Here is a 23,215-nt window from a genome sequence, read left to right as displayed (position 1 = left end):
CAACCGCGCGGGGCCCATGTCACACCCAAGAGTGACGAAACCGCCGCAAACCGGACGAGACTCTCCGGTTCGGCTCCGCCTTCGTCAGCGCAGGGCCGAAGCCGGGTGGACCTCCCAGGACGTCCATAGTGGACGATAACCCTGCCGGTGCCAGAACACCGAAGAGAGCGGGTTGGTCGGGTTGTAATAGAGGTAGGTGCCCTCCGCGCCGTCGGCGGAGAACTCGTTGTGCACCACCGACATCAGGCTCCGGCCGAAACCGTTCCCGCGCAGACCCGGCACGGTGACGACGTTGTTGACGTAGCCCCAGCGCCCGTGGGGGAGGAGTTCGGCCTCGGCCGACCCCGGCGTCGACGCGATCCAGGCGGCGTGCGCGAACGCGGCGATCTCCCCGTCCCGCTCGGCGAGCCACAGCAGCGGGGAGTCCTTGTCGAGGGCGCGTTCCAGCGCCGGGGCGAGCAGCTCGGCGGCGTTCGCGCGACGGCGGGTGGCGACCTGGCCGATGTAGTCGTGCGTCGACACGGCCATCGCGAGCACGTCCTCGAAGTCGCCCGGCCGCGCCCGGCGGATGGTCACCCCCGGATCGGGTGAGGCGGGCACGTCCTCGCGGTGGTGGCCGGCGCGCACGGCGAGCGCGGACATCGGCACCAGCCCGTGGTCGAGGAAGGCGCGGATCGCCTCGGCGTCCCGGCTCGGCCAATTGACCACACAGGACGAATCCTCACCGGGCGATTCGGCCGCCATCCACGTCCGCCACGCGCGCAGCAGGACGTCCATCCCCTCGGTGCCGGTGCTCCCGATGAAGGGGAACAGCTGGCGCACGTCGGCGGCGGACCAGAGCAGCGGGACGTCGTCCGGACCGTGGAGCTGGCGCTGCACCACGCCGGTGACCTGGACCCCGGAAGCCGTGGCGGCGTCCACCCGCTCGCCGGCGACCGGTGGCGGCGCGGCCTCGGGCAGCAGCCGGTCGATCGTCGCGAACCGCGTCCGATGCGCGTCGAACAACGTCTTCTCGATTTCCATCCCGCCCCCAGGTCGACAGCGCCGATCACCGCTACCGCAGGGCGGCGGCCGGGCTCACCGCCCACGTCGTCCATAGTGGACGATATCCCTGCCGGTGCCAGAACACCGGGGACAGCGGATTGGCCGGATTGTACGAGACGAACGTACCGCGCAGCGACGGCGAGAAGAGTTCGTCGTGCGCGACGGCGGTCAGCGCGCGCCCGATCCCGCGTCCCCGCGCGGCCGAGGTGACCGCGAGCGTGCCGACGTAACCCCACTCGCCGGGGAGCAGCCGTCCGGCGAGCGCGTCACCGGGGGCGGGCGAGCGCTTTCCGCCGGTCACCATCCCCACCGTGACCCCTTCTTCTTCGGCGATCCAGACGCGGCCGCCGAACTGCAGCCCGCGGCGGACCTCTTCGGCGAGCAGGGCCTTGGCGCCGGGCCGGACCACGGCGTGACCGACGAACGAGGTGTAGCGGAGTTCCTCGAACCGGAGCTCGACGATCTCTTCCAGATCGCCGCCCGAGGATTCCCGGACGGTCACGCCGGGCGCTACGTGACCGTCGCCGGGGGCCGGGGCGCGGACGGCCAGCGCCAGTTGCGGAGCGAGCCCGTGGTCGAGCAGGGCGCGTGCCACCACGACGTCGCGGCTGGGCCAGGTGACCGTGCACGACGAATCGGTTTCGGTGGGGGCGAGCGCGATCCGGGCACGCCATGCCGACAGCAGCGCGTCCATCCCCGCGCCGGCGTCACGGGGAAGGACGGCGGAGAGGATCTGCAGCCGCGCCGGGCCCCAGAGCCGTTGCCACGAACCCGACGGGAACCGCACGTGCGCGATCGTCCCGACCGCGCCGCCCGCTTCGACGGGATCGCCGGGCGGAAGCGGCGGCGGTGGCGGGAGCAACGGGTCGAGCGCGGCGAACCGCGACGGCCACGGATCCCCCGGCCGGGTCATCCCCGCTGGGTGCAGAAGATCGCCGTGCCGGGGAAGAGCTTGCCGCGCAACGGGCTCCACTGTCCCCAGGTGCGGGAGTGGCCCTCCGGCCAGGCGGGCTCGATGAGGTCCGTGAGCGCGAAACCGGAGTCGGAGAGCGCGCGGACGTAGTCGCCGAGAGTGCGGTGATATTCGACGTAGGTCGCGACACCCTCGTCGTCGACCTCGACATACGGGGTGCGGTCGAAATACGGCTGGGTGACGGTGAGGCCCAGCGGCCCGGGATCGTCGGGGAAGATCCACCGCATCGGATGGGTCACCGAGAAGACCCAGCGGGCGCCCGGCCGGAGCACCCGGCGCACTTCGGCGAACACGTCGTCCACCGACGCCACGAACGGGATCGCGCCGAAGGCCGAGCAAGCCGCGTCGAAACTCGCGTCGGCGAAGGGGAGCGCCTCCGCCGTCGCCTGCACGAGGGGGACGGCGGGACCGGACCGTTCGTTGCCCTCCCGCGCGTGCCGGAGCATGCCCGCGGAAAGATCGGTCGCCACCGCTTCGGCGCCTTGCGTGGCGAGCCACCGCGAGCAGGCCGCCTGCCCACAGCCGACCTCCAGGATCCGCTTGCCGCCGACTTCACCCAGAAGTGCGACGTCGGCCTCGCGGACGCCCTCCGGGCACCAGACGAAGTCCGCGTCGCCGAGGAAGCCGCCGTGGGTGGCTTGGTAGTCGTCGGCGTCGGCGTCCCACCAGGCCAGGTTCGCGGCCGTCGCCTCCGGCGCCGAGACCGCCCGGTAGGCGACCCCCGCGGTGCCGAGCCGTTCCTCGGCCTGCGCGTGCCTTTCGGCCGCCGTCTGCTGCTCGGTGGCGGACTGCTGACTCAAACCGATATCCTTTCCCCAGGTCAGGGCTTCGCGGCCCAGATCGTCCGCCCGCTGTGATCGCGGGTGTGACCCTGATTGTGCCGTGTACAGGGGGCCGCGTAGGATATCTGTTAGCGCAGTGGGTTCGCGCTACTCTTTCCCCCGGTTCGCTCAGCGTCCGGGTCAGGGGGTCGCGTACCGGATGCGGTGATGCTCGCGGTCGTTCCCTGTGGACGTTTGCTCATGTGGTCACCTCATGCCGGAAGAGCCCATGGTGCCCTAACCGCAAACCCACTACTTCCCATCCACCGGAGCAACCCGCCTAATGACGACCGACACCGCCACCGCCCCGACCGCCCCCATTGGGGCCCCGCAGGTCGCTATCAACGACATCGGGTCGGAGGAAGATTTCCTCGCAGCGATCGACAAGACGATCAAGTACTTCAACGATGGCGACATCGTCGAAGGCACCATCGTCAAGGTTGACCGTGACGAGGTCCTGCTCGACATCGGCTACAAGACCGAGGGTGTCATCCCCTCGCGCGAGCTCTCCATCAAGCACGATGTCGACCCGGCTGAGGTTGTCACCGTCGGCGATGAGGTCGAAGCCCTCGTTCTCCAGAAGGAGGACAAGGAAGGCCGTCTGATCCTGTCCAAGAAGCGTGCGCAGTACGAGCGCGCCTGGGGCACGATCGAGGAGCTCAAGGAGAAGGACGAGCCCGTCAAGGGCACCGTCATCGAGGTCGTCAAGGGCGGCCTCATCCTGGACATCGGCCTGCGCGGCTTCCTGCCGGCGTCGCTGGTCGAGATGCGCCGCGTGCGCGACCTGCAGCCGTACGTCGGCCGCGAGCTCGAGGCGAAGATCATCGAGCTGGACAAGAACCGCAACAACGTGGTCCTGTCCCGCCGCGCCTACCTCGAGCAGACCCAGTCCGAGGTGCGCAGCGAGTTCCTCAACGCGCTCGCCAAGGGCCAGGTCCGCAAGGGTGTCGTGTCGTCCATCGTCAACTTCGGTGCCTTCGTGGACCTGGGTGGCGTCGACGGCCTGGTGCACGTCTCCGAGCTGTCCTGGAAGCACATCGACCACCCGTCCGAGGTCGTCGAGGTCGGCCAGGAGGTCACGGTCGAGGTCCTGGACGTCGACATGGACCGCGAGCGCGTCTCGCTGTCGCTGAAGGCGACCCAGGAAGACCCGTGGCGTCAGTTCGCCCGCACCCACGCGATCGGCCAGATCGTGCCGGGCAAGGTCACCAAGCTCGTTCCGTTCGGTGCGTTCGTGCGCGTCGAAGAGGGCATCGAGGGCCTGGTGCACATCTCCGAGCTGGCCGAGCGCCACGTGGAGATCCCGGAGCAGGTCGTCCAGGTCAACGGCGACGTGATGGTCAAGGTCATCGACATCGACCTCGAGCGTCGTCGCATCTCGCTGTCGCTGAAGCAGGCGAACGAGGGCGTCACGCCGGAGACCGAGTTCGACCCCACTCAGTACGGCATGGCCGCCGAGTACGACGCCGAGGGCAACTACATCTACCCCGAAGGCTTCGACCCGGACACCCAGGAGTGGCAGGAAGGCTTCGACAAGCAGCGTGAGGAGTGGGAGCGTCAGTACGCCGAGGCTCACACCCGCTACGAGGCTCACATGAAGCAGGTCCAGAAGGCTGCCGAGGCCGACGCCGAGGCCGCCGCGGACGCCGCGACCGGGGTCACCTCCTCCTCGAGCGACTCGGGCGAGCAGAGCTACACCTCCGCTCCGGCCGAGGCCAAGAGCGGTGGCACGCTCGCCAGCGACGAGCAGCTCGCGGCTCTCCGCGAGAAGCTGTCGGGCGGCGCGTGATCCAGGCGCTCAGCCATTAGCTGACAGACAGCGGCCCCGGTCCACCACGGACCGGGGCCGCTGTCTTTGTCCCCGCGTTTAGTCCTCTGAACGCGTTCCTTGCGCGCGCGCAACTACCGCATTCAGAGGACTAAACGCGGGGAGCGGGGAAGGGCGTCAGGAAGTGGCGGTCCGGACGGACGGAACCCAGACGCGTTCGAGTGCCGCGGCGCGAGCCTTGCGGCGGAGTCCGGCGAAGCTGTGCCTGGCCGGGATCAGGAGCGCGCTCAGCCAGGTGCGCCGATATTCGGCGAGGGCCTCGGCCACGGGACGATGGAAGACACAGTGCACGAGCCCCGGCGAACCGAGCCGGTGCCTTCCGGTGTGCTTGCCGTCTGCCATCTTTCCTCCGTGTGGGCTATCTTCGCCGCGCACGGTACGCAATCAGACCCCTGAAGCCGCGTAACCGACCGGCGTGTCACCCATAAAGGTCGTGTAACGCGTCACCATGATCTTGCCTTTTGCCTCTGTCTGTGCCGGAAGTACTCAGGGCGTCACCCTGAGCGGTCGGCCGGACCGGCCCACTAGGCTGATCGTCATGCTGCGTGTGGGCCTGACCGGCGGAATCGGCGCCGGAAAATCGACGGTGGCGAACCGGCTTTCCGAGCACGGCGCCGTCCTCATCGACTCCGACAAGATCGCCAGGGAGGTCGTCGAACCGGGAACGCCGGGTCTCGCCGAACTCGTCGAGGCGTTCGGGGAGGACATCCTCGCGGCCGACGGCGCGCTCGATCGTGCCGCGCTCGCCGCCAAGGCCTTCGCCGACGAGGAGTCCCGCAAGCGGCTGAACGCGATCGTTCACCCGAAGGTCGGCGCCAGGACGGCCGAGTTGATGGCGGGCGCGGCGCCGGACGCGATCATCGTCCACGACATCCCGCTGCTGGTCGAGGGTGGGCTCGCGCCGATGTACCACCTCGTCGTCATGGTCGACGCGCCGGAAGAAGTCCGCCTCCGCCGGCTGGTCGAGACGCGGGGCATGCCCGAGACCGACGCGCGCGCCCGGATCAAGGCGCAGGCCACCACCGATCAGCGCCGGGCCGTCGCCGATGTCTGGCTCGACAACAGCGGAGCGCCCGACATCGTGCTCGCCGACGTCGACGCGCTGTGGGCGGACAGGCTGACCCCGTTCGAGGCGAACGTGCGGCTCCGTAAGCCGCGCGCGCCGATGTCGCCGAAGATCGCGCCGTACGACGAGACGTGGCCCGCACAGGCCGAGCGGGCGCTCGCGCGGATCCGCGTGGTGGCCGGGGAAAACGCCGTCCGGGTCGACCACATCGGCTCGACGTCCGTACCGGGCTTGCCCGCCAAGGACATCCTCGACCTCCAGTTGACGGTCACCACCTTGGACAAGGCAGACGCGCTGGCCGACGCCCTTTCCGACGCCGGGTTCCCGCGTGCGGAGGGCGAATGGTTCGACGACGCGCACGGTGAGGACGGCACCTGGACGAAGCGGTTCCACTTCGGCGGCGACCCGCGCCGTCCGGTCAACCTGCACGTCCGGTCACAGGAGACGCCGGCCTGGCGGCTCGCGCTGCTGTTCCCGGAGTGGCTGCGGCAGAACCCGGACGAGCGCGACGCCTACGCGGCGGTCAAGCACGCCATGGCTGCGAAGCACGCCGGCGACGGGACCGTCGAGGGATACACCGACGAGAAACAGGACTGGGTTGACGAAGCCTTCGCCAGGGCCAACGCGTGGGCCGAGTCGACACGCTGGACGCCGTAACCCTCAGTTCCCCAGGAGTCCTCGTCCGAAAGCGGTCGCGACGGCGGCCGCGCGATCCTTCACCCCGAGCTTCGCGTAAGCGTGCACGAGGTGCGTTTTCACGGTGGCCTCGCTGATGAACAGCTGTTTCGCGGCCTCCTTGTTGGTCGAACCGCGGGAGATCAGAGTGAGGACCTCGATCTCCCGGCGGCTCAGCGGTTCCGGTGCGGGCGCGCGCATCCTGCCCATGATCAAGTCGGCGACGGCGGGGGAGAGGACGGCCTCCCCGCGCGCCGTCGCGCGCACCGCACGGAAGAGTTCGTCGCGCGGGGCGTCCTTGAGCAGGTAGCCGGTCGCGCCCGCCTCGATCGCCGGGGCGACGTCCGAGTCGGTGTCGTAGGTCGTCAGCACGAGAATCCGCGCGGGATTCCCGCGTCTCGCCAGCTCCGCGATCGCGGCCACCCCGCTCGAACCCGGCATCCGCAGGTCCATCAGTACGACGTCGGGGCGGAGTTTCTCAGTCAACGCGACGGCTTCGACGCCGGAGGACGCTTCGCCGAGCACCTCGAATCCCTGTTCCGCGGTGAAGATCCCGCGCAGCCCGTCCCGGACGATCGGGTGATCGTCGGTGATCAGCAGGGTGATCGTCATGCACGGGCCTCCAGCGCGATGGCGGGCAGATTCGCCGATACGGCGGTGCCGCCGCCCGGCTCCGATTCGAGATGCAGGGTGCCCGCCAGCCGGGCGACGCGGGCGCGCATGCCGGGGACGCCGAACCCGGCCTCACCGGAAGAGACGACGTGCCCGGGGGCGAATCCCCGGCCGTCGTCCCGGACGTCGACGGTCACTTGATCGGCCATGTAGGACAACGTCAGCCCCACGATCGTGGCGCCGGCGTGCTTCTCGACGTTGGCCAGCGCCTCCTGCGTGATCCGCAGCAGCGTCGCCTCGATCTCGGGGTGTAGTGCTCGCGAGGTCCCTGTCGTGGTGAACCGGACCTCGACGCCGGTCCGCTCGCCCCAGAGCCGGGAGACCTCGTCGAGCGCGTCCGGCAAGGTCGCCGCGGCCAGCGGTTGCGGGCCGAGCGCGCGCACCGAACGTCGCGCGGCGGTCAGGTTTTCGCGCGCCAGTGCCAGCGCGGTAACGACGTGCCGTTGCCACTCGGCGGGATCGCTTTTCGTTTCCGCGGCGGCTTCGAGCTGCGTGATGATCCCGGTGAAGCCCTGGGCGAGCGTGTCGTGGATTTCCTGGCTCAGCCGCTGACGCTCGTCCAGGACGCCCGCTTCCCGTGCCTGCCCGAGCAGTTGCCGTTGCAGCCCCGCGTTCTCCTCCTGCGCGGCGGCGAGTTCGTCGAGCATGCGCTTGCGTTCGGCGTGCTGGCGCGCCATCGCAGCCGAGACGAGTCCGCCGCCACCGACGGCGGCCGTCTGCACCAGGGTGACCACGGTCCACAACGCGGGCTGGGTGGCGAACGCCTGGAGCGGTCCACCGTTGGGCATCGTGTTGATCAGTGCGGAAACCACGAAGATCCCGGTCAGCGCCAGCGGGGCGGGCCGCAGCCGCATCGCGTCGAAGAATCCGGCGATCATGAAGACGAGGAAGATCGGGTCGCGGCCTTCGAGCACCGCGGCGATCGTCACGAGCCCGGTGAACGACACGGTGACGACCACTGGATGTTCGGCCCACCTGGCCGGGACGAAGGTGAAGGAGACCAAGAGCCAGGCCGCGGCGATCCCCGCCAACCCCACCGTGACAGCGCGGTCGTGGTCGGAGGCCAGCAGACTCAGCGCCGTGCCCAGCGCCAGCAGCGCGTACGGCAGGAACCGCTCGATCCGGCCACCCCACGGTCGCCACAGTGACTCCCCGTCGGCAGGGGACGGCCACAGCGAGTCCTGCCACCGGATCCAGCTGGTCATACCCGGAACTCCCGCAGCCCCGGCCAGGCGGCCGCCCAGGATTCGGTGCGGCCGGTGACCAGCCAGATCGGCATCCCACGGCTCACATTGGGCACACCGAGCGCGTTGTCGACGCGGGAAACGATCCGGGCGTCGGTGAACGAGTGTCGCAGCCGTGCCGGGTCGGGGCCGACGAACAGCACGGTGTCCGCGGTCTCGGGCGGGTGGCCGAAGTACCAGAAACCCCGGCTGGGGCTGTACGCGGCGGGCAGTCCGTAGTCGGTGCCGTAGCGGTCCAGCGCTCCGGCCTGCCAGTACCCGGCCGTGACGAGCGTGGTGCGCGCTCGCTGCTCCGGCGGGAGCCGGTGGTAGGCGTCCGCGACCGAACGGGCGAGATCCGGCCAGCCGATCTCTTCCAGCGCGTACGCCGGACGCGGTACGTCGCGGCCTTCGGCGAGCCAGTGCACAGGCCAGACCGGCAGCGCGTAGGGCAGGGTATACAGCGCGGAGAGCAGGAACACCGGCCAGGTCGGGATCCAGCGGAACCACGGTGACGGCTTCAGCTGTCCGAAGTGGACGGCCGCGCCCGCCCACAGGACACCGAACATGCCTGCCGCGTAGTAGTACCGGCCGCCGGTCAGGATGAACAGCGCGATCACCCCGACGGCCGTCAAGCCGAGGAACCGGAATTCGCGCATCCTCGCCGAGAACAGCAGGACCCAAAGTCCATAAAGGACTCCGATGACGCCGATGCCGAGCCCGGCTCCGGTCAGCAGGGCGGGCAGAAACCCGGCCCGCCCGCTCCAGCCGCCGGTGGCCTCGTGTGCGATGACGTCGCCCATCTCCAGTTGCGGCCAGCCGCTCGCGGCCTGCCACCAGAAGGTGGGCACGAGCGACAACGCGGCGATCCCCGCGCCGAACCACAGTTTGGGCCTGCGCAAGAGATCCCGTGGCCCGAAGACGAGGATCGCGACCCCGGCGGCGACCCAGAACGTCGCGACGAGGAGCTTGACGTTCAGCGCGACGGCGGTGGTGACACCCAGCCACAGCAACAGGTTGTCGTCCCGGGTCCGCATCCACCGCACGAGCAGCCACGCGACGAGTGTCCACAAGGCCGGGTCGATCGTCGACGTGGCCAGGTAGTGCCCACTTCCGATGAACTGCCCGCAAATCGCGTACGCGGCGGCCGCTCGGGTCTGGGTCCGGCGGTCGCCGCCCATCTCGTACGCGATGAGCCCGGTGAACACGACACCGGCCGCCGTCGCGAGGACGGCGGGAAGGCGGAGCACGAAGACGTTGCCCGGAGCGAGGGAATCCATCGCCCACGCCAAGAACGGGAGCACCGGCGGTTGGTCGGCGTAGCCCCAGGCCAGTCGCTTTCCCGCGGAGAGGAAGTACAGCTCGTCCCCGAAGTAGCCGTACCGCCACGCCGTCGCCAGTAGGGCCGCCGCGGCCGCCGCCGCGAGCAGCGCCACGGGAAGCCGGGCGAACGCCGCACCGGACGCGATCGGTGTTTCGGCCGCGCTGGCGGCTTTCATGCGTTCCTCGCAGATCCCTCGGATGCCGGTCCTCTCGCACCCTACGTGCCACCGGCGTGGCGCGTCGGTCGTGAGAGGACCGGTGAGGCTCAGAAGCCCCAGTCCGTGAGCGCCGGCCATACCGTGTCCCAGGTGCCGTTTCGGCCGGTGGCCAGCCAGATCTTCATGCCCTGACTCACATTCGGGATCCCGGCCCGGTTGTCGAGGGCGCCGACCTCGCGCACCTGCGTGAAGTGCGGCACAAGCACCGACGGGTCATTCCCGACGAACAGGATGTCCCGCGCCGATTCCGGCGGTCTCGGCAACGTGGCGTAGCCGCGATTGGGACTCGACGGCGAGGGAAGCCCCAGTTCCGGTCCATAGTGGTCGATGGCACTGGCCTGCCAGTACTTCGCCGCGACGATGCCCGTATGCGACGGGTCGGGAACGGCGCGGTGCGCCTGCGCCACCGACTCCGTGATCTCCCGCCAGCCGATCTCCTCGTCGGCGAAGATCGGCCTTGCCCAGACCGGGGTGTTCGCCAGCGCCGTCCGCGGGAGGACCGGAAGTGTCTGCGGGATCGCGATCACCGCGGCCAGGGCGTACACCGGCCAGGTGGTGACCCAGCGCCAGTACTTGGACGCCTGGCCCGCTTCGATCTCCACGGCGGCCGCGGCGAACAGCGGAGCGAACATCCCGGCCGCGTAGTAGTAGCGCCCGTTCGCCAGGAGGAAGACCGCGAGCACGCCGATCGCCGTCCACCCCAGGAATCGGTACGGCCGCAGGCGTTCGGACCGGGTCGACCGCCACAGCCCGTAGCAGACGAGGATCATGCCCACCGGGAGTCCCGCGCTCATCACCAGCGTCGGAACGAACGTGGCCCGCCCACCCCAGCCGGTCGAGACCTCCTGGGAGATGGCCGCGCCCATGGTCAGTTGCGGCCACCCGTTCGCGGCCTGCCAGACGAGCGTGGGCGCGATCATCGCGGCCGCGATCAGCGCGCCGAGCCAGAGCGCGGGACGCCGGACGAGGTCGCGAGGGCCGCAGATCATCGCGGCGGCCAGCGCGACCACCCAGAACGCCCCGATGAGGAACTTCGCGTTGAGCGCGATCCCGGTCACCACGCCACCCCAGAGCAGGAGACCGTCCGCGCGGGTCCGCACCCATCGGGTGAGCAGCCAGATCAGCAGTGTCCACAGGAACGGGTCGATGGTGCTGGTCGCCAGGTAATGCCCACTGCCGAGCATCTGGATCGACACCGCGAACGTCGCCGCCGCGATCGTCTGCGCCTTGCGGCCGCCGCCCAGTTCCCTGGCGATCAGCGCGGTCAGCACGACACTGGCGACCATCGCCAGCATCGCCGGGATCCGCAAGACCAGGGGCGAATCGGCGCCGAACGCGTCCATCAAGCGTGCCAGGAGCGGCAGCAGCGGCGGTTGGTCGGCATATCCCCAGTCCAGATGCCGACCGGCTGCCAGGAAGTACAGCTCGTCGCCGAAGTAGCCGTAGCGTCCGGCCGTCGCCGCGAGTACCGCCCCCATCGCACCGGCGATCGCCAGCACCGGTGTCCGGGCGAACGGCGCGATCCCCGCTCTTTCCCGTTCGCCGTACCTCTGTCGGAGTTCGCCGGCCTCGATGGCCATGGACATCCGCCCCCTCTCGATCGGTTTCGCTCGTGATCGAGAGTCCCGCGCTTCGGCCTCGGTGAGAATCCTTCCGCCGGTCAGGAGCCGCTCAACCGGGAGGATGACGCGGGGTCAGCCGATCGATGGATCCCGGCGCCGTCAGTGCCGTCGCCAGCCGAGCGTGATGTCCTTTGTGGACAGCCAACCGCGCAGGTCGTGGCCGTGTGCGGCCAGCCCGTCCACGGTCGTGTGGCTGATGTCGAGCGCGCGTTCGCCGTCGGCGGGGGAGAGCAGCCCGGTGGTGACGGCGGCGAGGAGTTCGTCGGTGTCGATCACCTGGACGGACTTCTTGTCCCGCAGGACGAGGTCGAGGTAGAGGTCGGTGACGACCCAGACCCCGTCTTCACGGCGGATGTCGACGACGTCGAGGTAGAAGTCCTGATCGCGTTCGTGGCCGGCGTTGAACCAGAAGTCGGTGATCCGCAGTCCGAGGTCCGGAAGCAGCCACGACTCGAGGTAGTGGAACTGCCGCCGTCCTGGGGTCGGGCGCGCCATGTAGAGGCCAAAGGGTTCTTCGCGGTATTCCTCCACGTCCCTCACGACGCCCTTGGGGTCGGTGTTCGTCTTCGCGGCCGGATCGAAGTACTCGACCTTGGGCGGGTGCAGCGCGGTCATCCGCCCATCTTGGAAGGCCCCGGCGCCCGCGACCACCACCCAACCGGGTGGACGATCACGGTTTCCCCGTTCTGGCTGAGTACAGCCGCCTGGCCGGATAAGGTGCGCTGGTTCCGCCATAAGGGTGAGTGGGAGACAACGCATGTTCGGGATCATCAGGCCGTGCCGCCACCGGCTTTCCGACGGTCTGCACGCGGAGTGGATGGCCCATCTCTGTGGCCTTTGCCTGGCACTGCGCGACGAACACGGACATCTCGCCCGGATGGTGACGAACTACGACGGCTTGATCATCTCCGCACTTGTCGAGGCCCAGTCGCCACGAGCGGAGGGACGACGTGACGCCGGGCCTTGCGCGCTTCGGGCGATGAAGGGGACCTCGGTCGCGCAGGGCGGCGGCGCCCAGCTCGCCGCCGCGGTCTCCCTGGTCCTGGCGTCGGCCAAGATCAGTGACCACGTCGAAGACCGTGACGGCGCCTTCGCGCGGCGCTCGGTCGCCGTCGCCGCCAGGCGGGTGGCGACGCGCTGGGCGGACCAGGGCAGCCGCACCGGTACGCGGATCGGCTTCGACACCGCGGTCCTGACCGAGGCCGTCGACCGGCAGGGCGAGATCGAACGCGCCGTCCGCCTGGGCGATTCGGCCGTACTGGCCACCGAACCCGCCGAACTGGCGACGTCGGCGGCGTTCGCGCACACCGCCGTACTGGCCGGCCGCCCGGAGAACGCCGCGCCGCTGGCCGAGGCCGGACGCCTGTTCGGCCGGGCCGCGCATCTGCTCGACGCCGTCGAAGACCTCGCCGAGGACGAGGCAGCCGGCGCGTGGAACCCGCTGACGGCCACTGGAACCGGTCTCGCCGAGGCACGACGGCTGTGCGACGACGCCGTGCTCGGTGTCGAACTGGCCCTTCGCGAGGTCAAGTTCGCCCAGCCCCAGCTGGTGCACGCGTTGCTGGTGCACGAACTGCGCCAGGCGGTACGGCGCGCCTTCGGGCACGGCCTCGTCGGACACGGCCACGGCTCCCAGCAGCCGCCCCCGGGCTGGATCGGCCCCGGACCTCACCCGCAACAGCACCCCCACCAGCCCTATCCGCCTCAGCAGTACCCCCAGGGCGGTTATCAGCCGCCGCCTCCGCCTCAAGGCGCGCCCGGTGGCGGAGGCCCACCCCAGGAACCGCCGAAGAAGGGCAAACACGGCGGGAACCCGCCCGTCGACGGGCAGGGCGGCGGCTGCTGGGTACCGAAGTTCCGGGTCCCGCCGCGGTCGCGGAACTTCTTCTTCGGCTGCGCCGTGGCCACGTACATGTGCTGCACGTGTCAGGTCTGCTGCCGGGACCCGTTCCCCGGTCCGTGGAGCGGGAAACCGCGTGAAGCGTGCGACTGCGACTGCGATTGCTGCGACTGCTGCTCGTGTGACTGTTCGTAGGGTTCGTGAGTGAGACCTACGGCGGGTGAGCCGGTCCATGAAAGGCCCCCGGCATCGCACCTTGAGCCTCAGTGACCCCACCAGGCACAACGCCGGCGTGTGAAGGGCTCTGGTCCGGTAAGGCCGGCCGAAGGCGACCGTAAACCGGCTCTGACCAGGGCGATCGGAAACTGTCGGACCCAGCGCTTACTCTGGTCTACGTGGCTTTCGCAACCGAACACCCCGTGCTCGCCCAGTCGGACTTCCGTCCCGTCACCGAGATCCCCCGGACCGGCGGCCGGTTCGAAGTGGTCAGCGAGTACAAGCCCGCCGGTGACCAGCCGGCGGCCATCGACGAGCTCGAACGCCGGATCAGGGCGGGCGAGAAGGACGTCGTGCTGCTGGGTGCCACGGGTACCGGTAAGTCGGCGACGACGGCCTGGCTGATCGAGCGCGTCCAGCGCCCGACGCTGGTGATGGCGCCGAACAAGACGCTCGCCGCGCAGCTGGCGAACGAGCTGAGGGAGCTGTTCCCGCACAACGCGGTGGAGTACTTCGTCAGTTACTACGATTACTACCAGCCCGAGGCGTACATCGCGCAGACGGACACCTACATCGAGAAGGACTCGTCGATCAACGACGACGTCGAGCGGCTGCGGCACTCGGCGACGATGAACCTGCTGTCGCGGCGCGACGTCATCGTGGTCGCGAGTGTCTCGTGTATCTACGGCCTCGGCACGCCGCAGTCCTACCTCGACCGGTCCTCGAAGCTGAAGGTCGGCGAGCAGCTCGACCGGGACGTCTTCCTCCGTGCCTTGGTGGACGTGCAGTACACCCGCAACGACATCGCCTTCGCGCGCGGCACCTTCCGCGCCCGCGGCGACACGGTCGAGATCATCCCGGCGTACGAGGAGCTGGCGATCCGCGTCGAGTTCTTCGGCGACGAGATCGAAAAGCTGTACTACCTGCACCCGCTCACCGGCGACATCGTGAAAGAGGTCGACGAGGTCCGGATCTTCCCGGCCACGCACTACGTCGCCGGACCGGAGCGGATGGAGAAGGCCATCCACGGCATCGAGGCCGAGCTGGAGCAGCGGCTGGCCGAGCTGGAGAAGCAGGGCAAACTCCTGGAAGCCCAGCGGTTGCGGATGCGCACCGCCTATGACATCGAGATGATGCGCCAGGTCGGGTTCTGCTCCGGCATCGAGAACTACTCACGGCATATCGACGGTCGCGAGGCCGGATCCGCGCCCGCCACCTTGATCGACTACTTCCCGGAAGACTTCCTGCTGGTCATCGACGAGTCGCACCAGACGGTCCCGCAGATCGGCGGCATGTTCGAAGGGGACATGTCGCGGAAGCGGAACCTGGTCGAGTTCGGTTTCCGGCTGCCCAGCGCGATCGACAACCGGCCGCTGACCTGGGAGGAGTTCAGCGACCGGATCGGGCAGACGGTGTACCTGTCGGCGACGCCGGGGCCGTACGAGATGGGGCAGGCAGGCGGCGAGTTCGTCGAGCAGGTCATCCGGCCGACCGGCCTGGTAGACCCGAAGGTGGTCGTGAAGCCCACCGAGGGCCAGATCGACGACCTGGTGCACGAGATCCGCGAGCGGGCCGAGAAGGACGAACGCGTCCTGGTCACCACGCTCACCAAGAAGATGTCCGAGGACCTCACCGACTACCTGCTGGAACTCGGCATCCGCGTCCGGTATCTGCACTCCGAGGTCGACACCCTCCGCCGGATCGAGCTGCTGCGGCAGCTGCGCGCGGGCGATTACGACGTGCTGGTCGGCATCAACCTGCTGCGTGAGGGCCTCGACCTGCCCGAGGTCTCGCTGGTCGCGATCCTCGACGCGGACAAGGAGGGGTTCCTCCGCAGTGGCACGTCGCTGATCCAGACGATCGGCCGCGCGGCGCGAAACGTGTCGGGCGAGGTGCACATGTACGCGGACAAGATCACCGACTCGATGCGGCACGCCATCGACGAGACCGATCGCCGTCGCGCGAAGCAGGTCGCCTACAACAAGGAGCGCGGCGTCGATCCGCAGCCGCTGCGGAAGAAGATCGCCGACATCCTGGACCGCGTCTACAGCGAGGCCGAGGACTCGGAAGAGACGGTCGCCGTCGGCGGTTCGGGCCGGAACGCGTCGCGGGGCAAGAAGCCCGAGCAGGGCGACCGGGTGCGCAGCTCCGGGATGCTGACCGACAAGGACGTCTCCGGGATGCCGCGTGCCCAGCTGGCCGACCTCATCCAGCAGATGACCGACCAGATGATGCAGGCCGCGCGCGACCTGCAGTTCGAACTGGCCGCCCGGCTGCGGGACGAGGTCGCGGACCTGAAGAAGGAGCTGCGCGGCATGGACGCGGCCGGCATCAAGTAAGTACGCGTTTCGTCCTCTGGTTGCGGTCCTTGCGTGCGCAACTACCGCACCCAGAGGACGAAACGCGGAGGTGTCAGAGGCGCGGGCGCTCCTGAAGGGTCAGGTCCGCGTCGAAGTCGGGGAACCCGGCGGGCACGGATCGCGTGGTCACCCCGGCCGAAACCGGCGGCAGACCGGCCCACCGCCGTACGGTGTTCGTCGCCTCCGCGGCCTGGGCCGCCGGGAGCTGCGAGATCCGCGAGCCGTGGTTTCCGCCGGGAACGGTGTAAACGTAGGAGTCCTTCGTCCCGAAGCCGAGTTCGAACGGCTCGGCGCTCCACGGGTCGTTCTCGCCGTAGACGTACAGCAGCCGTTTGCCCTGCGTCTTCACCCAGAAGTCGATGTCCGGCATCGCCAGGTGATCGAACCGCGGGATGTCGACCGACTTCGGCACGAACGTCCGCGACACGTTGGCGCCCGGGTAGCGCAGCAGATCCCGGAGGTAATTCTCGTACGACTCGGGAGCGCCGAGCTGGTACGCCGCCTGGAAGTAATAGGGGACGTAGCGCTCCAAATTCTGGTCGGAGTAGGTGTTGAGGCTTTCGACGCGCTCGAACCAGGCGTAGATCTCCGGAGCGGCCGCGCCCGCCTTCGGCACCGTCGCGCAGTCCGCCTGCTTCTGGTACTGCCAGAAAGCGAAGTACGAGTCGATCACCGAGATCTCCAGCGACACGTCGGCCGAGCCGACGATCGAGAACGTGTAGCCGTTCTTGGCCGCGTCGGCGGCGGCGAGCGCCGCGAATTCCGAGCGCCGCGTCAGCACGTCGCGCTGGATCGCCTTCAGCGCCGAGCGGCAGGCGGGATCGTTGCCGACCTTCGCCAGGAACCGGTTGTAGCGGTCGTGCGAATTGATCACGTCGTTGGGCGCGACGTAGGGGATCGTCGCGTCGACGTCGTTCGGGAAGAACCTACGGAAGTAGGTCGCCGTCATGCCGCCCTTGCTGCCGCCGGTCGCGAGCCACTTGCCGGGGTAGATCCGCTTGAACGCCTCGACCGCGCGGTGCTGGTCGGCGGCGGCCTGCCAGATCGTCAGTTGCCTGCCCCAGTCCGGCCGGTCCGGTCGGGAGGGGGTGAAGAACCGGTATTCCATCGACAGCTGGTTGCCGTCGACGATCTGCGTCGGCTCGGAGCGGTTGGGTGATTCCGACACGTTGTACCCGCTCGTGAACGCCACGGTCGGGGAGCGGAATTCCTTGTGCAGCAAGGTGAATCGCTGCTGGAAGGTGCCGGCTCCCGGTTTGCGGTGGTCGACCGGCTGTGCGTAGGTGAGTTTGAAGAACCGGTACCCGGTCGGCGCCGGATTCTCCGAGACGACGGTCAGGCCGGGGATCCGGCCGAGCGCCTCCTTGATGTCCGCCGGTGCCGCCTGCGCGGCCGGGGTCAGCCCGGCCAGTGTGAGAACGGTGATCGCCAGAACCGACCACGCGGTCGTGAGCTTCCGCATCCGTGCACTCCCCATCGCCGACCTTCGAGCGGTCGGATACTCACAGAGTCCCCGCCGGTCGGCAATCGGCTATCCGGTCGAGCCCGGCTCAGCCTTGGCCGCGGAGCACCCTGTCGACGTAGGCCTCGATGGCCGAGAGCGCCTCGGGGGAGCTCCACAGTTCGAGGACGTGGGCGTCGTCGCCGGTGCGGTGTTCGGCGATCCGCTCGTGGAACGGCCGGTGTAACTGGGCTTTCGTATGCGCGTACGCGGCCGCGGGGATCTCGGCGAGCTTCTTGGCCAGCTCGACCGCTCGCGGCAGCACGGTCTCCGGCGCGGTCACCTCGTTTACGAGGCCGAGCCGGAGCGCGTCGTCGGGCAAGTGGGTTTCGGCGAGGAACGCGAGTTCACCGAGGATGTCGGCGCCGAAGCCGGAGCGCAGGATCTCCAGCGCCGCCAACGGGAACGGGACACCGACGAGCAGTTCGGTGATCCCGATCCGGCTCGGGCCCGAGGCGAGGATCCGGTGGTCGCAGGCGGCGGCGAGCACCGCCCCGCCGGCGATGGCGTGGCCGTTGAGGGCCGCGACCACCGGACCGGGGAAGCCGAACACCGAAAGGAACGCGTCCGACAGCGCGGGCAGGAAGTCCTCGATATAGGCGGCACCGCCGTCGTGCACCCGGCGCAGGTCGACGCCCGCCGAGAAGATGCTTCCCGAGCCGGTCAGCACGACACCGCGACAACCACCGAGCTGGACGTCTTCGAGCCGGAGGGTCAGGTCGCGGCAGAACTCGGTGTCGAGGGTGTTGGCTTTGCCGTGCTGCAGGGTGACGACGGCGATCCCGCCTTCGTCGTCCACGCGGATCGAAGAGGTGGCCATGGCCCGACCGTACCCGAGCCGACGGACCTCTACAGTGGACCGCTCAGTCCGCGTCTCTCAAAGCGCGCCTTCCGTCGCGGGTAGGCGCTCTCGTGAGTGTTTTGGGTCGTTAGAGCCAAGAGTGTTCACTCGTCCCGGAAGGCCATCACGAGCCTCAGCAGCACCACCGGTCACAACAGTGGCGCGTGAAGGCCCCCTTCCCTCGGCTCAGCCGAGGAGACTCGACCTTCACACCTTCCCCCGTACATGAAGGCCCCCTTCCTTGCGCCAGGCGCAAGGAAGGGGGCCTTCATGTACTTCGCTCGACAAAGACCGCAGGCCACGAGTAGGTACCTAAGAGACGGTTCGTTGAAACGACGGGTGTCCCGTCTCAGTCCGCCAGGCGCACGGTGACCGTGGGACTGAAGGACCGCTTGCGGTTCCAGCCGGTCTCGGCGCCGATGCTCAGCTGGATGGCGCGGTCGGCGGGCGCCCAGTAGCCGGTGCGGACGAAGTACGCGTCCATCGTGCAGAGCCTGCTGCTGGACTTGCGGCCGCAGATGGTCTCCCAGCCCCACTGCCTGCCGCTCTCCTCGACGCCGTTGCGCCGGACGAACAGGTGCGGGTTGCCGATGTCGCGGCAATAGGCGCTGCCCTCGGAGATGTAGAGGACTCCGTCGATCTTGTAGAACCGCTTGTTGTCGAGAAGCGTCACCTGACCCGAGACGGCGAAGCCGACTCTGCCGCCTTTGCCGGAGCTCATGGTCCAATTAAGAGTGAATTCCTGGACCGGGATCTCGATCGACTGGGTCATGGTGACAGCCCCGCTTTCTTCTCGCGTCGGCACCTTTGCACTGAAGATAAGGATTTCCCGGAGGTCGTCGATGGTGAAAGGGAACTTTTCACCCAATGAGTCGATGACCCGAAAATCAATGCTCTCATGCGCATGAAACACCGGTTACCAGCGCTAATGGGTGAAGGTCGCCACGGCCCGTGAAAACCGGGGCCCACCAGGGAAGAGGATTTCGTCTTCCCGGTGGACCCCGGTGGTTTTTCGGTGCGGAAAACGCTCTCAGCTGGTGATGTCCTTCTTCGCGAACCGGCGACCGGCGAGCAGGAAGAACACCGTGCCGTACAACGCCGCCGACAACATGCCGTTGGCCATGTTCGTCCAGTCGATGTCGGTCGAGATCAGGTCCATCCACGAGAACGCGAAATGCGTCGGCAGATAGTCCCGGAGCCCTTCCAGCGCGGTGATCTGGTCGAGGATCTGTGAAACGATCGCGACGATCACCGCGCCGCCGACGGCGCCGAGCGGGGCGTCGGTGGCGACCGAGAGCAGCATCGCCAGCCCGGCCACCCACGCCAGCTGCAGAATGATGTAAATCGTCGCCAGCCCCATCGCCACGAGACTGTCGCCGAACGACACCGCGTCCCCGGTCGGGCTGATCGCGTCGCCCGCGCCGTAGAAGAGCACGCCGACCACCAACGACACCAAGGGCAACAGGATCAGCGCGGCCGCGGAGAGGATGCCGGAGACGATCGCTTTCTGCCGCAGCACCCGATGCCGGGGGACCGGGATCGCGAGCAGGTATTTCAGGCTCGACCACGACGCTTCGCTCGCGATCGTGTCGCCGTAGAACAACGCCACGATCATCGGCAGCAGGAAGGTCCCGGAGACGAACAGCGCGAGCACCACGAAGTTCGGCGCGCTCGCGGTGGCGAGGTCGACGAATCCACCGCTGCGCCGGTTCGGGCTGGCTTGCCCGATCTCGAACGCGATCACCAGGACGAACGGCAGCAGCGCGACGAACCCCAGCATGAGCTGGGTCCGCCGCCGTTTGAGCTGCCGTTTCAGTTCGACGCCGAGCCGCAGTGTCCGGTCGGCGCGGTAACCCGCTACCGCCCCGTCCGGGCCGACCTCGGTCCGTTCGTGCGAAGCGACCTCGGTCAGCTCCAGCAGCGCGGCCGGGTCGGTGTGCACCCCGTGATCGGCCCGGCTCACCGGGCCGGAACCATTGGTCTTACTCACCCTTCGAGTCCTCTCCGACCAGCTGCAGGAACGCGTCTTCCAGACGGCGTCTCGGTCCGGCCTGTTCGACCGCGACCCCGGCCCGCACGAGGGCGGCGACCGCCTCGGCGCGGGCGAGACCGTCGAGATCCGCGTGGACCAGTTCGCCGTCGACGTCGACGCCGGAAACGCCGCCGACCTTCCGCAGCGCTTCGGCCGCTTCGGCGGGCTTGTCGACCCGGAACGTGGCTTCGCCGCTGGACGCGGCCAGCTCGCCGACCTCGCCCGAGGCGACCAGCATGCCGCGGTGCATCACGACCACGTGCGTACAGGTCTGCTCGACCTCGGCCAGCAGGTGGCTCGAGACCACCACGGTGCGTCCGGTCGCCGCGTAGCGCTGGAGCACCTCCCGCATCTGGTGGATCTGGGGCGGGTCGAGCCCGTTGGTCGGTTCGTCGAGCACCATCAGCTCCGGCAGGCCGAGCATCGCCTGGGCGATCGCGAGCCGCTGCCGCATGCCCTGGCTGTAGGTGCGGACCCGCCGGTTCACCGCGTCGCCGAGCCCGGCGATCTCCAGTGCCTCCGCGAAATGCGCCTTTTCCCTCGGGCGGCCAGTGCTCGCCCAGTAGAGCTCCAGATTCTCCTTGCCGGACAGATGCGGCAGGAAGCCGGAACCCTCCACAAAGGACCCGATCCGCGACAGCACCGGCGCACCGGGCGCGATCAGATGCCCGAAGACCCGGATGGAACCCTCCGTCGGCGTGATCAGGCCCATCAGCATGCGCAGGGTCGTCGTCTTGCCCGCGCCGTTCGGTCCGAGCAGGCCGAGGACCTGGCCGGGTTCGACCCGGAACGACAGATCCTTCACCGCGACGAATCCGCCCGCGTAGGCCTTGCGCAGTCCTTCGATCACCAGCGGCGTCTTCGCCAGGCTCTCGTCGACGTCGTGGGCGCGGCGGCGGCGGAACGCGGCGATCACCGCGATGGCGATGCCCGCCAGCAGCGTGCCGCCGATTCCGAGCAATTGCGCGACCGGTGCGCCCACGCCGACCGAGTTGCCGGGGACGACCGGGACGCCGAGCTGTCCGCCGCCCGCCAGCCCGATGCGGAACACCGCGGGTTCGACCGGCGTGGTGAACGCCTGGTCCGTGGTGCCGACGACGAGCCGGAGCGTGTGGCCCGCTTCCACGGGCCGCACGATGCCCGGCAGGGTCACCGTCACCTCGACCGGACTGCCGTCAGCGGGCAGACCGGAGACGCGGAACGGGGCTACCGCGTTCGCCGGAAGCGTGCGGACACCTTCCGAGTTGACGTCGTAGAGCTTCGCGAACAGGACCGCTTCCTTCTGCGGTGCCGCGGCGGCCGGATCGGCAGAGACCTGCAACCGGACCGTGGACGAACCGGCCACGATCGTCTGCGCGTCGAGGGGCCGTGTCGTGAACTGAGCGGCCTGACCCGGTGGGTCGATGCTGAACAGCCCCGACAGCCGGGAGGAGCCGGCCACCGCTCCGTTCAGCCCGGGGATGCCGCTGACCGCCGCGGGGTTTCCGCCCGCGGGCCGGACGGCCGGCTGGGCCGGGCCTTCCAGTGCGAACGACCGCCGCTCGGTGGCGTCGCCGGTGGCTCCCGGGTACGCCGGTGCGGTGACCGTCCGGACCGACGGGGCGCCGTTGGCGCGCAGGGTGCCCTGGATGTCGTAGCTGAACCCGGTGCCGGGATCGGTGCCTTCGCCGGTCAAGGAGAACTTGAGGAAATCGGCGATCTGCGCCCGCAGTTTCTGGCCGGGTTTCCCGCCGTCGTGGCCGCCGGTGTACCAGATCGTGCGGACCTTGCCGCCCGCCGCGGCGATCTGCCTGGCGGTCGCGTCGGACTGGTCCAAACCGAACAGGGTGTCGCTTTCGCCCTGCACCACCAGGGTCGGCACGGTGATCTTGTCCGTCACGGACGCGGGGGAGACCCGGCGGAGCAGATCGACCGTCCGCTGGCTTGCCTTACCGGTGGTGGCGAGTTCGGTGTAGGCCTGGCAGACGTCGGCGGTGAACCGTCCACAAGGGTCGGCCGGTCCGGGCGGCGTCCGCTGGCCGTTCGGACCGCCGAGCGGGAGGGACTGCGCCGCGGCACCCGCCGCGCCCGCGCCCTGTGCCGCACCGGATTCGCTCGTCTCGTCACCGGCTTCGGGTGCCTCGTTGGCGGGAGAACCCCCCTGCGCCGCCGCGCCGGAACCGGCGGAGAAGAAAATGCCGGCCCACGACCTCTTGAAGACGCCGTCCGTGGCGAACGCGCCCGCGGCGGGAGTGGTGGCCGCCGGCGGCGTGGCCGAGGCGGCGTTCGGGAACAGGCCCTGTGCGAGGTCGTTGTAGGTGATCACCGGCGCGATCGCGTCGACGCGCTTGTCGGTCCCGGCGAGCAGCAGGGACAGCGCGCCGCCGTACGAGGCGCCGGACGCCGCGACCTTCGGGTCGCCGTTCTCGCTGAGCACCTCCGGCCGCGCGGCGAGGTGGTCGATCAGCTTCCGGGCGTCGGCGACTTCGCGGTCCGGATCGTTCAGCGCGATCTTCCCGGTGCTGCGGCCGAAACCGCGGGCGGACCAGGCGAGTACGACGAAACCCTTGTCGGCGAGTTCGCGGGCTTCGGTGGCGACGCTGTTCTTCTCACCGCCGAAACCGTGGGCGAGCAGGACGGCCGGGGCCGGTGTCCGCTCGGGGACGTACATCGTGGTGTCGATCTTGACGACCTCCGACGAGCCCGGTGTTTCGGGCAGATCGAGGGTCGCTTCCTGGACTTTCACGGCGGACGGCGCGGGCTCGCTGGTCGTCCACACGACGGCTGCGGCGGCCAGGACCACCACGACCGCGGCGAGCGCGGTGAGCTTCGCGCCTCGCGTTCGAGGGAGCGGGATTCGGGGCACGGAACGACCGTATTTCACCGATGCTGAGAGTCGCTTGTCCGGCTCACGCGAACCACACAAGCGTGAGGTTAGCGCCGCCACCGGAACGGGTACTCGTGCTGCAAGAGGTGGTGGG

Annotated in this window: 18 protein-coding genes; 4 read left to right on the top strand and 14 right to left on the bottom strand. The window is 69.1% G+C overall.

The features are described from left to right. Positions 1–84 precede the first annotated feature (84 nt). From ACZ54P_RS29815 to ACZ54P_RS29805, 3 genes are read right to left on the bottom strand one after another with little or no spacing between them, the layout of a single operon-like run. Positions 85–1,023 (bottom strand): GNAT family N-acetyltransferase, encoded by a 939-nt coding sequence (locus tag ACZ54P_RS29815; protein WP_465464903.1) that lies wholly within the window; start codon positions 1,021–1,023, stop codon positions 85–87. Between the two features lie 31 nt (positions 1,024–1,054). Beyond that, a complete protein-coding gene (locus tag ACZ54P_RS29810) occupies positions 1,055–1,957 on the bottom strand; it encodes a GNAT family N-acetyltransferase (RefSeq protein WP_465464902.1) in 903 nt (300 codons plus the stop codon). Further along, a complete protein-coding gene (locus ACZ54P_RS29805; protein WP_465464901.1) occupies positions 1,954–2,817 on the bottom strand; it encodes a class I SAM-dependent methyltransferase in 864 nt (287 codons plus the stop codon). The genes ACZ54P_RS29810 and ACZ54P_RS29805 overlap by 4 nt, the downstream gene beginning before the upstream one ends. Before the next feature lie 304 nt (positions 2,818–3,121). Between ACZ54P_RS29805 and rpsA the strand changes: the two genes are divergently transcribed. Next, the gene (gene rpsA / locus ACZ54P_RS29800; RefSeq protein ID WP_465464900.1) at positions 3,122–4,627 is read left to right on the top strand and encodes a 30S ribosomal protein S1; all 1,506 of its coding nucleotides are present in this window, start codon (positions 3,122–3,124) and stop codon (positions 4,625–4,627) included. Between the two features lie 156 nt (positions 4,628–4,783). Here rpsA and ACZ54P_RS29795 read toward each other — a convergent pair whose 3' ends face one another. Further along, on the bottom strand, positions 4,784–5,008 hold the full coding sequence (locus tag ACZ54P_RS29795) for a hypothetical protein (RefSeq protein WP_465464899.1): 225 nt from the start codon (positions 5,006–5,008) through the stop codon (positions 4,784–4,786). A gap of 196 nt (positions 5,009–5,204) precedes the next feature. Between ACZ54P_RS29795 and coaE the strand changes: the two genes are divergently transcribed. Then, positions 5,205–6,389, top strand: coding sequence for a dephospho-CoA kinase (coaE, locus tag ACZ54P_RS29790; protein ID WP_465464898.1), 1,185 nt, complete (start codon positions 5,205–5,207; stop codon positions 6,387–6,389). A 3-nt stretch (positions 6,390–6,392) separates the two neighbouring features. Here coaE and ACZ54P_RS29785 read toward each other — a convergent pair whose 3' ends face one another. The 5 genes from ACZ54P_RS29785 to ACZ54P_RS29765 all read right to left on the bottom strand — a co-directional run bounded on the left by ACZ54P_RS29785 (position 6,393) and on the right by ACZ54P_RS29765 (position 12,080). Further along, the gene (locus ACZ54P_RS29785) at positions 6,393–7,019 is read right to left on the bottom strand and encodes a response regulator (protein WP_465464897.1); all 627 of its coding nucleotides are present in this window, start codon (positions 7,017–7,019) and stop codon (positions 6,393–6,395) included. Further along, positions 7,016–8,284 carry a sensor histidine kinase gene (locus ACZ54P_RS29780; RefSeq protein ID WP_465464896.1) on the bottom strand — a complete coding sequence of 423 codons (1,269 nt, stop codon included), beginning with the start codon at positions 8,282–8,284 and terminating at the stop codon, positions 7,016–7,018. Before ACZ54P_RS29780 ends, ACZ54P_RS29785 begins: the two co-directional genes overlap by 4 nt. Next, positions 8,281–9,801: an ArnT family glycosyltransferase gene (locus tag ACZ54P_RS29775; RefSeq protein WP_465464895.1), complete on the bottom strand. Its 1,521-nt coding sequence runs from the start codon at positions 9,799–9,801 to the stop codon at positions 8,281–8,283. The genes ACZ54P_RS29780 and ACZ54P_RS29775 overlap by 4 nt, the downstream gene beginning before the upstream one ends. Positions 9,802–9,890: 89 nt before the next feature. Continuing rightward, the gene (locus ACZ54P_RS29770) at positions 9,891–11,423 is read right to left on the bottom strand and encodes an ArnT family glycosyltransferase (RefSeq protein ID WP_465465002.1); all 1,533 of its coding nucleotides are present in this window, start codon (positions 11,421–11,423) and stop codon (positions 9,891–9,893) included. A gap of 141 nt (positions 11,424–11,564) precedes the next feature. Next, a complete protein-coding gene (locus ACZ54P_RS29765; protein ID WP_465464894.1) occupies positions 11,565–12,080 on the bottom strand; it encodes a ribonuclease FAU-1 family protein in 516 nt (171 codons plus the stop codon). A gap of 142 nt (positions 12,081–12,222) precedes the next feature. On the opposite strand from ACZ54P_RS29765, the gene ACZ54P_RS29760 reads away from it, so the two are divergent. Together ACZ54P_RS29760 and uvrB are read left to right on the top strand one after the other, a co-directional pair. Continuing rightward, on the top strand, positions 12,223–13,500 hold the full coding sequence (locus ACZ54P_RS29760) for a DUF5685 family protein (protein WP_465464893.1): 1,278 nt from the start codon (positions 12,223–12,225) through the stop codon (positions 13,498–13,500). A gap of 200 nt (positions 13,501–13,700) precedes the next feature. Next, positions 13,701–15,860 carry an excinuclease ABC subunit UvrB gene (gene uvrB, locus ACZ54P_RS29755; RefSeq protein ID WP_465464892.1) on the top strand — a complete coding sequence of 720 codons (2,160 nt, stop codon included), beginning with the start codon at positions 13,701–13,703 and terminating at the stop codon, positions 15,858–15,860. Between the two features lie 73 nt (positions 15,861–15,933). On the opposite strand, the gene ACZ54P_RS29750 is transcribed toward uvrB, so the two are convergent. From ACZ54P_RS29750 to ACZ54P_RS29730, 5 genes are all read right to left on the bottom strand, one after another. Further along, entirely contained in the window at positions 15,934–17,343 is a 1,410-nt protein-coding gene (locus ACZ54P_RS29750) for a S28 family serine protease (protein ID WP_465464891.1), read from the bottom strand. Positions 17,344–17,431: 88 nt separating this feature from the next. Further along, a complete protein-coding gene (locus ACZ54P_RS29745; RefSeq protein WP_465464890.1) occupies positions 17,432–18,202 on the bottom strand; it encodes an enoyl-CoA hydratase/isomerase family protein in 771 nt (256 codons plus the stop codon). A 370-nt stretch (positions 18,203–18,572) separates the two neighbouring features. Next, positions 18,573–18,995, bottom strand: coding sequence for a hypothetical protein (locus tag ACZ54P_RS29740; protein WP_465464889.1), 423 nt, complete (start codon positions 18,993–18,995; stop codon positions 18,573–18,575). Positions 18,996–19,253: 258 nt separating this feature from the next. Next, positions 19,254–20,213 carry an ABC transporter permease gene (locus ACZ54P_RS29735; protein WP_465464888.1) on the bottom strand — a complete coding sequence of 320 codons (960 nt, stop codon included), beginning with the start codon at positions 20,211–20,213 and terminating at the stop codon, positions 19,254–19,256. Then, positions 20,206–23,118: an alpha/beta fold hydrolase gene (locus tag ACZ54P_RS29730; RefSeq protein WP_465464887.1), complete on the bottom strand. Its 2,913-nt coding sequence runs from the start codon at positions 23,116–23,118 to the stop codon at positions 20,206–20,208. Before ACZ54P_RS29730 ends, ACZ54P_RS29735 begins: the two co-directional genes overlap by 8 nt. Between the last annotated feature and the right edge of the window lie 97 nt (positions 23,119–23,215).

Source organism: Amycolatopsis sp. NPDC034160 (assembly GCF_055575355.1).
This window is presented reverse-complemented; position numbering and strand designations above follow the sequence as displayed.

Excerpts from the sequence above, each read along its gene's own strand:
- ACZ54P_RS29815 (WP_465464903.1), bottom strand. The coding sequence starts at position 1,023 with ATGGAAATCGAGAAGACGTTGTTCGACGCGCATCGGACGCGGTTCGCG.
- ACZ54P_RS29810 (WP_465464902.1), bottom strand. The coding sequence starts at position 1,957 with ATGACCCGGCCGGGGGATCCGTGGCCGTCGCGGTTCGCCGCGCTCGAC.
- rpsA (WP_465464900.1), top strand. The coding sequence starts at position 3,122 with ATGACGACCGACACCGCCACCGCCCCGACCGCCCCCATTGGGGCCCCG.
- ACZ54P_RS29795 (WP_465464899.1), bottom strand. The coding sequence starts at position 5,008 with ATGGCAGACGGCAAGCACACCGGAAGGCACCGGCTCGGTTCGCCGGGG.
- coaE (WP_465464898.1), top strand. The coding sequence starts at position 5,205 with ATGCTGCGTGTGGGCCTGACCGGCGGAATCGGCGCCGGAAAATCGACG.
- ACZ54P_RS29785 (WP_465464897.1), bottom strand. The coding sequence starts at position 7,019 with ATGACGATCACCCTGCTGATCACCGACGATCACCCGATCGTCCGGGAC.
- ACZ54P_RS29780 (WP_465464896.1), bottom strand. The coding sequence starts at position 8,284 with ATGACCAGCTGGATCCGGTGGCAGGACTCGCTGTGGCCGTCCCCTGCC.
- ACZ54P_RS29775 (WP_465464895.1), bottom strand. The coding sequence starts at position 9,801 with ATGAAAGCCGCCAGCGCGGCCGAAACACCGATCGCGTCCGGTGCGGCG.
- ACZ54P_RS29770 (WP_465465002.1), bottom strand. The coding sequence starts at position 11,423 with ATGGCCATCGAGGCCGGCGAACTCCGACAGAGGTACGGCGAACGGGAA.
- ACZ54P_RS29765 (WP_465464894.1), bottom strand. The coding sequence starts at position 12,080 with ATGACCGCGCTGCACCCGCCCAAGGTCGAGTACTTCGATCCGGCCGCG.
- ACZ54P_RS29760 (WP_465464893.1), top strand. The coding sequence starts at position 12,223 with ATGTTCGGGATCATCAGGCCGTGCCGCCACCGGCTTTCCGACGGTCTG.
- ACZ54P_RS29750 (WP_465464891.1), bottom strand. The coding sequence starts at position 17,343 with ATGCGGAAGCTCACGACCGCGTGGTCGGTTCTGGCGATCACCGTTCTC.
- ACZ54P_RS29745 (WP_465464890.1), bottom strand. The coding sequence starts at position 18,202 with ATGGCCACCTCTTCGATCCGCGTGGACGACGAAGGCGGGATCGCCGTC.
- ACZ54P_RS29740 (WP_465464889.1), bottom strand. The coding sequence starts at position 18,995 with ATGACCCAGTCGATCGAGATCCCGGTCCAGGAATTCACTCTTAATTGG.